Annotated in this window: 1 tRNA gene and 1 rRNA gene; both read left to right on the top strand. The window is 50.2% G+C overall.

The features are described 5' to 3' along the window. Nucleotides 1-111, top strand: a 5S ribosomal RNA gene (rrf, locus tag ACK2WN_RS12430); the annotation flags it as partial. A 5-nt stretch (nucleotides 112-116) separates the two neighbouring features. Beyond that, nucleotides 117-191, top strand: a tRNA-Glu gene (locus ACK2WN_RS12425). Nucleotides 192-225 lie beyond the last annotated feature (34 nt).

Genomic DNA, 225 nt, shown 5'->3' with positions numbered 1-225 from the left:
TATTATAGAAGAGAGGATACACCTGTTCCCATTCCGAACACAGAAGTTAAGCTCTCTATCGCTGATGGTACTTGGGGCGAAGGCCCCTGGGAGAGTAGGACGTAGCCACGTTAAATGGCCCGTTGGTCAAGCGGTTAAGACACCACCCTTTCACGGTGGTAACAGGAGTTCGATTCTCCTACGGGTCACCAACTCAATATGCGGGTGTAGCTCAATGGTAGAGTT

Source organism: Peptacetobacter sp. AB800, assembly GCF_047807365.1.
GTDB lineage: Bacteria > Bacillota > Clostridia > Peptostreptococcales > Peptostreptococcaceae > Peptacetobacter.
Note: the sequence above shows the minus strand (reverse complement) of the source record. Positions and strands in the feature narration are given on the sequence as shown.